Annotated in this window: 9 protein-coding genes and 1 tRNA gene; 5 read left to right on the plus strand and 5 right to left on the minus strand. The window is 40.4% G+C overall.

Going from position 1 to position 11948, the window contains the following annotated elements; all coding sequences use genetic code 11:
* Positions 1 to 4: 4 nt before the first annotated feature.
* Positions 5 to 79 (minus strand) — tRNA-Val (locus tag ACWITO_RS12870).
* 102 nt (positions 80 to 181) lie between these two features.
* A complete protein-coding gene (locus ACWITO_RS12875) occupies positions 182 to 1180 on the minus strand; it encodes a 3-oxoacyl-ACP synthase III family protein (protein ID WP_448530402.1) in 999 nt (332 codons plus the stop codon).
* Positions 1181 to 1351: 171 nt separating this feature from the next.
* On the opposite strand from ACWITO_RS12875, the gene dusB reads away from it, so the two are divergent.
* The 3 genes from dusB to ACWITO_RS12890 all read left to right on the plus strand — a co-directional run bounded on the left by dusB (position 1352) and on the right by ACWITO_RS12890 (position 4025).
* On the plus strand, positions 1352 to 2338 hold the full coding sequence (gene dusB / locus ACWITO_RS12880; protein WP_448530403.1) for a tRNA dihydrouridine synthase DusB: 987 nt from the start codon (positions 1352 to 1354) through the stop codon (positions 2336 to 2338).
* Between the two features lie 228 nt (positions 2339 to 2566).
* Positions 2567 to 3397 carry a CheR family methyltransferase gene (locus ACWITO_RS12885; RefSeq protein WP_448530404.1) on the plus strand — a complete coding sequence of 277 codons (831 nt, stop codon included), beginning with the start codon at positions 2567 to 2569 and terminating at the stop codon, positions 3395 to 3397.
* A gap of 4 nt (positions 3398 to 3401) precedes the next feature.
* Entirely contained in the window at positions 3402 to 4025 is a 624-nt protein-coding gene (locus ACWITO_RS12890) for a chemotaxis protein CheB (protein ID WP_448530405.1), read from the plus strand.
* A 4-nt stretch (positions 4026 to 4029) separates the two neighbouring features.
* Here the strand turns inward: ACWITO_RS12890 and rpiB are convergent, their stop codons facing one another.
* The gene (gene rpiB, locus ACWITO_RS12895) at positions 4030 to 4461 is read right to left on the minus strand and encodes a ribose 5-phosphate isomerase B (protein ID WP_448530406.1); all 432 of its coding nucleotides are present in this window, start codon (positions 4459 to 4461) and stop codon (positions 4030 to 4032) included.
* A 108-nt stretch (positions 4462 to 4569) separates the two neighbouring features.
* On the opposite strand from rpiB, the gene ACWITO_RS12900 reads away from it, so the two are divergent.
* The gene (locus ACWITO_RS12900; RefSeq protein ID WP_448530407.1) at positions 4570 to 6780 is read left to right on the plus strand and encodes an FG-GAP-like repeat-containing protein; all 2211 of its coding nucleotides are present in this window, start codon (positions 4570 to 4572) and stop codon (positions 6778 to 6780) included.
* An 81-nt stretch (positions 6781 to 6861) separates the two neighbouring features.
* Complete coding sequence (locus ACWITO_RS12905) at positions 6862 to 9741, plus strand: T9SS type B sorting domain-containing protein (protein WP_448530408.1); 2880 nt, start codon at positions 6862 to 6864, stop codon at positions 9739 to 9741.
* A 6-nt stretch (positions 9742 to 9747) separates the two neighbouring features.
* Here the strand turns inward: ACWITO_RS12905 and ispE are convergent, their stop codons facing one another.
* Together ispE and ychF are read right to left on the minus strand one after the other, a co-directional pair.
* Positions 9748 to 10560 carry a 4-(cytidine 5'-diphospho)-2-C-methyl-D-erythritol kinase gene (ispE, locus tag ACWITO_RS12910; RefSeq protein ID WP_448530409.1) on the minus strand — a complete coding sequence of 271 codons (813 nt, stop codon included), beginning with the start codon at positions 10558 to 10560 and terminating at the stop codon, positions 9748 to 9750.
* A gap of 166 nt (positions 10561 to 10726) precedes the next feature.
* Positions 10727 to 11827, minus strand: a complete 1101-nt coding sequence (ychF, locus tag ACWITO_RS12915) for a redox-regulated ATPase YchF (RefSeq protein ID WP_448530410.1) — start codon at positions 11825 to 11827, stop codon at positions 10727 to 10729.
* Between the last annotated feature and the right edge of the window lie 121 nt (positions 11828 to 11948).

The raw sequence follows: 11948 nt of genomic DNA on the forward strand, positions 1-11948 counted from the left end.
GGGGTGGAGTTTGAGGGATTCGAACCCCCGACCCTCTGCTTGTAAGGCAGATGCTCTGAACCAGCTGAGCTAAAACTCCTTTGTTTTTGTTTGGGACTGCAAAGGTTTCACTTTTTTTTCTAAGTTCCAAATTTTTTTCAAAAATTTTTTTAATATTTTTTGTATATTCTTGGAAATCAGACTACCAACGAATAAGAGCAGAAGCCCAAGTAAATCCACTACCGAATGCCGCAAGACACACCAAATCCCCTGCTTTGATGCGTCCTTGCTCATAAGCCTCGCAAAGGGCTATGGGAATAGACGCCGCCGTAGTATTGCCGTATTTATGGATATTACTTACAATTTTTTCATCAGGCAAGTTCATTACTTGCTGAATGTACTTGGTGATGCGTAAATTGGCTTGATGTGGCACTACTAAATCCAAATCAGCTTCGGTATAGCCGTTGGCTTGCAGAGCCTCGCGAATCACTTCGGGGAAACGTTGAACAGCGTGCTTGAAAACAGCCTGTCCCTGCATAAAAGGCAGATGTTTGCCTTCTTCCACCATAGTAGCCCAAATGCGTTGTTTAAGCCTTCCGCCGGGGTGTTCAAGCATCAAATCTTCTGCGTACGCTCCTTGCGAGTGCAAATGTGTAGAAAGTATGCGGCTTTCGGGCTGGGTAGTTGCTTGCAATACTGCCGCTCCTGCTCCGTCTCCGAAAAGCACCGCAAAATTTCGGTTACGAGTGCTTAGCTCTAAAATATTGGACTGAATTTCCGAACCAACTACCAAAACATTTTTATACATTCCTGTTTTGATATACTGGTCGGCGATAGAAAGCCCATAAATAAAACCCGAACATTGAGCCCTGACATCAATAGCCCCAATTTCCCGAAAAGGCAATAACCTCTGCAAAAGTACGCCTGAACCGGGAAAATTGTAATCGGGACTCAAAGTAGCTAGTACAATCAAATCTATATCTTGGGCTTGCAGACCTGCTCTTTGTAGGGCTATTTTAGAGGCTTCTGCCGCCATTGTGGCAGTGGTATCTTTCCCCTCTGTAAAAAAACGCCTTTCTTGAATACCCGAACGCTCTATAATCCATTCGTTAGAAGTATCCATCAGTTTTTCTAAATCAAAGTTCGTAACAACATTTTCAGGTACATAGTATCCTAAACCTGCAATTTTGGAATAATACATAAAAATTTTTGCGTTGAAAATGATAAAGGGGCAAAACTAACAAATTCTTTGAAAAATTATACCAAATATTTGAAAAGTTCTACATTAAATTTTTGTGAAAATATTGTGGATTTTATTTGGCTCTTTCTAATTCGCTTTTTTTCTTGTATTTTTGCATAAAAATCTTTGGCAATGGTAAAAATTGGAAAAATAGAGTTAGGAGAATTTCCTTTGCTTTTAGCCCCGATGGAAGACGTTTCCGACCCTCCTTTTCGGGCTGTATGCAAAGCAGGTGGGGCAGATTTGATGTACACCGAGTTTATTTCTTCCGAAGGATTGATACGAGATGCCGTAAAAAGCAAGCAGAAATTAGATATTTTTGAATACGAACGCCCTATCGGCATACAACTATTTGGCTCTGATATTGAAACAATGCGAATTTCTGCAGAAATAGCCACCCAAGTTAGCCCTGACTTAATAGATATTAACTATGGTTGCCCAGTGAAACAAGTAGCTTGCAAAGGGGCAGGAGCAGCACTATTGCAGGATATTCCTAAAATGGTCAGAATGACAGAAGCTGTGGTAAAGGCTACTCACTTGCCCGTAACCGTCAAGACACGCTTAGGCTGGGACGAAAACAGCAAAAATATTGAAGAAGTTGCCGAAAGGTTACAAGATATTGGTATTCAAGCTCTTACTATACACGGCAGAACACGTGTGCAAATGTATAAAGGTGAAGCAGATTGGATGCTCATCGGCAGGGTAAAAGAAAATCCACGTATCAAAATTCCTATTTTTGGAAATGGTGATATTGATAGCCCTCAAAAAGCCCTCGCCTATAAAAATCGTTATGGTATAGATGGTATTATGATAGGCAGAGCCGCAATTGGTTATCCTTGGATTTTCCGAGAAATCAAGTATTTCTTACAAACAGGTGAGCTACTACCTCCGCCAACTATTGAGGAGCGTATAGAAGCCTGTCAGAAACATTTGCAGTTTTCAGTAAAATGGAAGGGAGAACGCTTGGGCATTTTGGAAATGCGTAGGCATTACGCAAGCTATTTTAAGGGCTTTGAAAATTTCAAATCGTTTAGAATGAGATTGGTAGAAGCCGTTACAGAAGCCGAAATCATACAAATTCTTGGTGAGGTAGAACAATTTTATACAGCATTTGTATAACAAAAACCCTCATTTTTACGTTATTACAAAAAAGATAAAATACATTCAAATATTACACCACGCTCATAATTTTATTTTGTGGCAAGGTATTTGAATAAGTTTTATCGGTAAGTTTTAGTAAAAGTTTAAAGATACGAAAAAAGCAAATCTTCATAAGGTTTGCTTTTTTGCTATCAAAACTTGTAAAGTTTTCATAAAAATTTGTATTTTGGGCAAAATTATTCGGGTATGTTAGAGCAGGAAATAGAAATCAGCGAAATTCGTCTGATAACCGATTTAATACGGCAAAAGTACGATTACGATTTCACGAATTATGCAATGTCTTCGTTCAAAAGAAGAGTAGCAAGAGTGCTGGAAGTCTATAAGATGGATAGCGTAGCTACGTTGGTTCGCCGTTTAGATGCAGATGCTAAATTTTTCAAGGAGTTTCTGACTGAAATTACGGTGAATGTTACGGAGATGTTTCGCGACCCTACGTGCTGGATAGCTATACGCGATCAGATTATTCCTCATATCTTGCAAAACAATAATCGCTTTTCTATATGGCACGCAGGTTGCTCATCAGGAGAAGAGGTCTATTCTATGGCAATTTTGCTTGAAGAAATGGGAATTTTGGATAATGTCCGCATTGTAGCTACCGATATAGACCACGTAATTTTGGATAAAGCTCGCGAGGCTCGTTATCACCTCAAAAATATGGAGGTAAATAAGAAAAATTACGCCGCCTTTGGCGGAAAGTTTTCTTTGGAAAAATACTACCGCGAAGAAAACGGCAAAGCCGTAATGGACAAAAATCTTGTAAGAAATGTAGAGTTTCGTGAGCAAAATTTAGTTACAGGAACACCTTTCAGTAAGTTTGACCTTATCCTTTGCCGAAATGTAATGATTTATTTCAACCAAACGCTGCAAAATCAGGTCTTGAAGTTATTTCACGAAAGTTTGTTCAAATACGGCTATCTGGTGATAGGTTCAAAAGAATCTTTGATTTGGTGCGAATTGGCAAATAAATTTATCGTGGTAAATAACGAGGATAAAATCTACAAAAAAATTAGAGATTAGCAGAATGGCAGTTGTTTTGGAAAAAAATAAATACAATCTGCATAATCAGTACAAAGCGATTGTAATAGGTGGCTCGGCAGGGAGTTTTCAGGTGATAAGCAAGATTTTGCAACATTTGCCCGAAGATTTCCAAGTTCCTATTATTATGTGTTTGCACAGGCTCAAAGATGTACGCAATGGTTTCGCCGAAGCACTTAATATCAAAAGTAGCAAAATTATCACAGAACCCGAAGATAAAGAGCATATCCGCAAGGGCTGTATTTATCTTGCCCCTGCCAATTATCATTTGGGCGTAGAATTAGGCAATACTTTTACGCTTTCTACCGAAGAAATGGTCAATAACTCTCGCCCCGCAATTGATATTACTTTTGCAACGGCTTCTTATGTTTTTCGTAATAAACTTATTGGCATTTTGCTTTCAGGGGCAAATCGTGATGGCGGACTTGGAATGAAGCGAATCAGCGAAAGAGGTGGGCTTACCATTGTCCAAGAACCCAAAGAATGCCTCATTGATACAATGCCCAATGCCGCTTTGGAGCTTGCCCCGCAGATAGACCACATTCTTACTACCGACGAAATTATTGATATGCTTCTGCAATTGCACAAATTGTATGTTGCACAAGTCTGAAAATCTACCCGCAAATCATTTTTTTCACTCGGTTTTCGTGCCTACCTCCTTCAAAATCAGTTTTCAAGAATGTTTCTACCATTTTTAGAGCTTCGTCTGTACTTACAAAACGAGCAGGCAAGCAGATAATGTTAGCATCGTTGTGCAAGCGAGCCAATCGGGCAATTTCTTCGTTCCAGCATAGAGCGGCACGAATTTGGGCGTGTTTGTTGGCGGTCATTGCTACTCCATTGCCACTGCCACAAATCAGGATACCTCTTTTACATTCGCCATTTTCTACGGCAAGAGCAACAGGGTGAGCAAAATCAGGATAATCTACCGATTCGGCACTATGCGTGCCAAAATCTTTTACTTGAAAGCCTTTTTGTAAAAGCCATTCTTTTACAGATTCTTTATACGCAAAACCTGCGTGGTCTGCACCAATAGCTATGAGCATATTATTTTTATTTTTTGCGTAAAATTAGTGATTTTGACGAAACCCAAAATCAATATTTGGGCTTTCCAACTTTTTTCCTAATTTTGATGTTATTCCAAAAAAGTTTTTATGAAAACACGATTGGTCTGGTTTGCGTGCTTTTTTATCATTGAGAGCTTGCAAGCTCAAAATTTCACTTTTACCCAAAAAACTCTACATCAAATACAAGGGGGAAATTTTGAAAATGCTTGGGCTGGGGGCTTAAATTCGCCTCAAATATCACCCATAGACCTCAACCAAGACGGCACAGACGACCTTTTTATCTACGATAGAGCCAATCAAAAAATTTACACTTTTCTTGCCCGCCCCGCTGAAAAAAAATATCGCTACACCCCCGAATATGAAAAATTTTTCCCCGATTTTGAGGACGCAGGTTGGGTGCTTCTGCACGACTACAACTTTGACGGCAAAAAAGATATTTTCGCAGGCTATAATTTTGGCGTACAAGCCTACCTCAATGTTTCTGCCTATCAGCCTACTTTTCAAAAAACCTATGACCTACTAATGACCGAAAGCAGTAATATTGCTTTCCCTTACAATTTGGCTATTTTTTCAACGGATATTCCTGCCTTCTATGATGTAGATAACGACGGCGACCTTGATGCTCTTTTCCTTGATTTCCATAACGGACTTATCGAACTGCACCTGAACCGAAGCAAAGAACGCTACGGTAATGCAAATTTTTTAGAATTTGAGCGTATCAACTACTGCTGGGGTGATTTTCTTATCAATGAACTTAACTGCGATGATATTGTTTTTGATGTGGCTTGTCCTTTCAATAATTTACGCACCTCTGATGGCAGACAAAAGGTTTTGCATACAGGTTCGGCTGTTTTGCTTGCCGATTTAAATAACGACAACTTGCTGGATATAATGCTTTCGGGGGTGAGTTGTGATAAAACCTATGTAATGCTCAATCAGGGCACTAACAAAGGGGCTATTTTTCGTAGCTTTACCACAAACTTCCCTCATAACAAACCCATTGATATTGCTATTTTCGCCGCTTTGTATAGTTTTGATGTAACCTTTGACGGCAAAAAAGACCTTATGGTTTGCTCCAATCTCAAAGAAGACGAAAACGGCAATGCCGATTTTGCAAATTCCGTGTGGCTCTATGAAAATAAAAACACCAATAGCCTTCCCGATTGGCATTTCGTTCAAAAAAACTTTTTGCAAAATACAATGCTTGATGTAGGGCAAGATTCTGCTCCTGCTTTTATAGACTACGATGGCGACGGTGATTTGGATATGTTTGTAGGTAATAGCTTTTACACTGCCACTACTATTCCCGCTTCTAAACAGAAATTTGCGACTATTCACTTTTATCGCAATCAGGGTACGCTCGAGAAAGCTAATTTTGTATTAGAAGACGCTGATTTTCTCTCCCTTTCCCAAAAAAAGTTTATCCAAATTGTACCGCAATGGGTAGATATTAACCAAGATGCCAGTTTGGATTTAGTTTTTTCGGCTTTGGAAAGCGAAACACAGAAAAATATTGTGTATTTTTTGCCTAACCAAGCTCCGCGTAACAATGCCGTTCAACTCAACGAAAATTTTATTCCTTTCCCTTTGGCAATTGAACGAGGTGATAAGATTTACTTTTACGATATAGAACAAGACGGCGACCTTGATGTTATCCTTGCCAAGCCACTTGGCAATTTGGTTTTTGTAGAAAATTGGAAAGGCAACTTTATTGAAAGGAATAAAAATTTCTTGCAAACTACCATTTCTGCCACAGCTCGCAATCCGAGCATAAGCATTGCCGATTTTGACCAAGACGGCAAAGATGATTTAGCTCTTGCCACCGATGAAGGCAAACTTAAATTCCTAAGCAATCTGCGAGAAATCTATCAAAATAGCAGTGTAAATTGGCAAAATTTGTTTTTAGAAACAGAATTGAGCAGTAAAAGGTGGGGAAAAAACCTTATTCTTGCAAGTGCCGACCTCAATGCGGATAGAAAACCTGATGTAATCATTGGCTCTTTGGCGGGCGGCGTGCAAATTCTACAAAACGAAAACCCCAATGCAGTTTCTACCACTGAACCAGCCTTTTGGCTGATGCCTAATCCTGCGAAAAAATATGTGTATATCCGCACTACGCAAGCAGGCGAAGTGGTGTTTTTCAATAGTATAGGGCAAAAAATAGCCGAAAGTAAAGTTTCTGCTATTGCCCAAGAAGTGGCTTTCAGAGTAGAAAATTGGGCAAATGGCATATATTTTGTGCATTTTATTCCGCAATCGGGCGAGAAAAAAATTGCAAAATTTTTGAAATTTGACTAAATTGCTTGTTACCTTTTAGAGCAGAAAGCGAATATATGTAAAACCTCGCTATTCTGAAACGATGTCTAAACTTTGGAAAATATGAAAATCTTTCGCTCTATTATTCTTTTACTCCTTTTGCTTACAAGTTTTAGCAAGGCTTGGGCTACACACTTGCAAGCAGGACAAATTACGCTTACACGTTTAGACCCTATTTCGCTTACCTATCGCATTACACTGATAGTGTATCGGGATAAAGTGAATTTTTTTGGCACCGGAGCTACTGCAGAGCTTTCGGAAACAGCTACTATTGTTATTTATGGTGCGAGCAACCAAGTTATTGCAAGACTTGAAAACGTACCCCTTGTGAATTTAGACGCCAGCGACCCCAATGTTGATGTAGGCAGATACGAAACTACTTACACTTTTCCCGGACAAGGTTCTTTCAAGGTGGCTTTTTCAGAAAGTTTTCGGAATGCTTGTGTGGTAAATATGCTTTCTCCCGACCAAACAGATTTGTATGTAGAAACACAAATCGTTATCAATCAGTTTTTGGGCATAAATAATTCGCCTGTACTTCTTTCTCGCCCCGTGGATTTTGCAGGTTTAGGGCAAAAATTTTTACATAATCCCGGTGCCTACGACCCCGATGGCGATAGTCTTGCTTTTAAGCTCGTAACCCCTCAGAGTGGCTTAAATACCAATGTTAGAGGCTACCGAGACCCCAGCAACTTTTTAGGACCTGCCGAAGCGGGCGGACCGGGTTCTTTTGGCATCAGTGCTACACAAGGCACCGTAACTTGGGACACGCCCAACACGATTGGCTGTTTTAATATTGCTATTCGGGTAGAAGAATGGCGTAGAACCCCTAATGGCAATTACATATTTTTGGGCTATGTAATTCGCGATATGCAAATTATTGTTCGCAATTCCAACAATCGTCGTCCTATTGTGAATGTTCCTAACAATATTTGCATTGCCGCCAACGAAAACCTTACCGCCCAAATTACCGCTTCCGACCCCGACGGGCATTGTATGCGTTACGAATTTACAGGGCAAATGTTTGATGCTTCTGCTCCCAATCCTAAACCTTTCATTACTTTCAGCGGTGGGAACTACGTGAATCAGTGCTTGGTAACCCCTGCCGCTGTTACTTTCAACTGGAACCCTTCTTGTACATACATACGCGAAAGACCTTATCAAGTCATTGTGAAAGTTACAGATAACCCGCCCCCTACCTTACAACCTGCTTTGGTAGATATAAAAGTTTGGGAAATTACGGTAGTAGGTCCCAAACCGCAGAATTTGCTGGCTACCGTAGATAATGTAAATGATTTCATCAATCTAACTTGGTCTCCTTATGTATGTGCTTCGCAGGCACAAGAAATCATCATTTGGCGAAGAGAGGGCTGTCCGACAAATAACCCTGCTGTTTGTGATGTAGGTGCCCCCGATGGGCAAGGTTATTACGAAATAGGCAGAGTACCCGCAACAGCAACCTCTTTTACCGACCGCACCGCCCGAATTGGTGTGGTGTATTCATACCGAATTTCGGTGGTATTTCCTCGCCCCAAAGGTGGTGAAAGTTATGCTTCTGATGAAGTTTGTACTTCACTTGCCGTTGATGTTCCCATTTTTACCAAAGTTGATGTAACAGAAACTTCCACCACCACAGGTAAAGTACGAGTAGAATTTGCTCAACCATTTCAGTTTCCCAACGGAACGCCACCTGCTCCTTTTGGCTATAAAGTGTATCGTGGCGAAGGGATTCGTCCTGCCAGCGGTGTAACTTATACCGAAGTATTTAGCCTTTTGAATGTAAATCCTGCCGATACGGCTCTTATACGCTTTACGGATAACAACCTCAACACACGCGATAGGCAGTATCATTATCGCATAGCTTTTTTTGCAAATGCTACCAATGAAGCCAGCAAAGTATTTCGTGATTCTTCTGATGCCGCTTCTACGGTGCGTTTGGATATTCAATTTGTAAGTAGCTGTTTGCGTTTGGTATGGAAATATGATGTCCCTTGGGGCAATAACCGCCGTTTCAATCACGATATTTTCCGAGCCGAAGGCTCGCCGAGTGGCTTTACAGACGTAGGCGACTACTTCCCTACTTTCCAAGATGCTGGTATTTTTGATGATAGCAACGTACTGCTTCAGAGCAATTACTTCTACTACACTACTACAAGGGGTTGGTATTTTAACGACGCTATCAGCAATTACTATCAGCAGCTGGCTGTGCCACTGGTAAATAACTCTCAAATCAATTCAGGCTCGCCAAAAGATGTAATCAAACCCTGTCCGCCGATTTTGAGCATTGCTGAAATAGATTGTAACAATTTCCGACAAACACCGCCCTTTTTCAATAGACTTACTTGGGTAAATGATAACTCAGGCAACCCTGCACCTGCTTTTTGTGGAAATATTGGCGATGGTTGCGAGTTTGAACCCAACAACATTGCCTTTTTCAAGATTTACTACAAACCCAACCTGAAAGCAGACTACGCCGAAATCGCACAAGTAGCGGGTAATGTATTTACTTTTGACCACACCAATTTACTTTCTTTGGCAGGTTGTTATGCTGTTTCGGCAGTAGATAAGGCAGGCAACGAGGGCGAAAAAAGTAATGAGGTTTGCGTAGATAACTGCATTACGTTCTATTTGCCCAATGCTTTTACCCCCAATGGCGATTTAATCAATGATGTATTCAAACCTTATGAAAATGATGCCTATTCGGTGGCTTTTGTAGAAAAAGTAGAGTTTGAAGTGTATAATCGTTGGGGGAAGCGGGTATTTTTCAGAGATAATGATATTCGTATCAATTGGGCAGGTAATACTACTTTTGAAGGAGATGGCGATGGAGGTGGCAAGTTGCCCGCAGGTTTGTATTATTATGTGGCAAGGGTTCGGTTTCTTCGCCTCAATCCTGATGAAGCCGAGCAAGTCTATAAAGGCTGGGTGCAGATTTTGCGATAAAATGCTTTATACCATCTCCCCTTTCCATATCCAAAATTTTTCGGAATAGCGAAAGGTTTGAGGAAGGCTATCAAAAATTCCATAAATAGCAGAGCCCGAGCCTGTCATAGACGCATACAAAGCTCCTTGTGCGTAGAGTTGAGCCTTAATTTCTGCCAAAATAGGGTATTTTTCAAACAAATGCTCCTCAAACTGATTTTTGAGCCAGTTTTTCCATTCGTGTAGCGGAGAGCTTTCTATGGCTTTCTGTAAATCAAACCCAATAGGTGTGGGCTTTACACCTTTATATGCTTCTGCTGTTGAAATCGCAAAACGAGGATACACTATCATTATTTTTTTACCTTTCAAATTCAAGCCCGTGGGCAAAAAAACATCTCCTTTGGCAAAGCAAATTTTAGGTGTGTTTTCTATAAAAAAAGCACAATCGCTCCCCAAACGGCTGGCATAGGCTTGCATTTGCTCAAGACTTAAACCTAACTTGAAATATTCGTTGAGCATTTTTATCAAAAAGGCTACATCTGCCGAGCCGCCGCCAAGCCCTGCACCCATAGGAATATTTTTCAGCAAAACAATGCGAACAGGTGGCAGAGCAAAATCTTGGGAAAGCAGTTTGTAGGTTTTGTAACAAAGGTTTTCTTCAAGCGAAGCCTCAATTGCCAACCCTTTGATTTCCAAAGTTAATTTTTCAGAAGGCAAAATTTCCAAAACATCTTGCAGAGGTACAGGATAAAAGCAAGAAACTAGATTATGATAACCATCGGGGCGTTTTTCGGTAATATACAACCCTAAATTGATTTTAGCATTTGGGAAGCTAATCATTGGCTCAAATGGTAAATTTTGGCAGAATTATTTACATTCAAAAAATTCAGCGTTCAGGGCTTTAAGCTTTATCATTTGTTTTTTACGTACGAAATCAATTTTCTAATGTCTAAAAATCTTGTTTCACGCTTCTTGTTTCCTGATTCCTATTTCTCTAATACCAAACTTACACATTAAAACGGAAGTGCATAATATCGCCGTCTTCTACAACATAATCTTTGCCTTGCATAGCCATTTTACCTGCTTCTTTGCAGGCTTGTTCAGATTTATATTGCATAAAATCAGCAAATTTGATAACTTCTGCCTTGATGAAGCCTCTTTCAAAGTCGGAGTGAATCACGCCAGCGGCTTGGGGGGCTTTCCAGCCTCTCTCTATGGTCCAAGCACGTACTTCTTTTTCGCCAGCGGTAAAGTACGTAATGAGATTGAGCAATTTGTAAGCGGCACGAATGAGTACATCTAAGCCCGATTCTTCTAATCCATACTCTTTCAAAAACAACTTACGTTCTTCTTTATCTGCAATTTCTGCAATCTGAGCCTCCAAAGCCGCACAAATACGTAGCACTTCTGCACCTTCGTCTTTTACAGCTTCCCGAAGGGCTTTTACGTGATGATTGTCTTCGTGCAAATATTTTTCATCAACATTTGCCACATACAAAACAGGCTTCATTGTGAGCAAAAACAAGTCTTTTACGGCTTCTTTTTCTTCTTCGGTAGCATCGGGCAAAGTTCGTGCATTTTTTCCCTGTTCCAGATGAGCTTTGTAACGTTTGAGGGCTTCAAATTCTACTTTGGCTTTGCTATCTCCCGATTTGGCGGCACGCTCTACCCTACCAATTTTTTTCTCAATGCTTTCTAAATCTTTGAGTTGCAATTCCATTTCTACTACTTCCTTATCCGAAACTGGGTTCACAGGTCCGGCAGAGCGTACTACGTTGTCGTCATCAAAGCAACGCAAAACGTGGATAATTGCATCAACTTCACGAATATTTGCCAAAAAGGCATTGCCTCGTCCTCCACCTTTGCTTGCCCCTTTTACAAGCCCTGCAATATCTACAAACTCCACGGTAGTATGCACAATTTTTTGAGGCTTTACAATATCGGCAAGAGCGTACAAACGGCTATCGGGTACATCTACGATGCCGACATTGGGATCAATAGTTGCAAATTCATAATTTGCCGCAACATTCTGAATGCTGGTGAGTGCTGAAAACAAAGTAGATTTTCCTACATTAGGCAAGCCTACAATTCCACATTTCAAAGACATAGTAACAATCTATTTTTTAGGCTCGCAAAAATAGAGAGAAAAAATTGCTTTCGCAAACTGAAAAAACTTATGCCGTAATGTAGCAGACTGAATAAGCTATTTTTTGCAATTGCTATGAGCG

The sequence above is a fragment of the Raineya sp. genome (genome assembly GCF_053497555.1).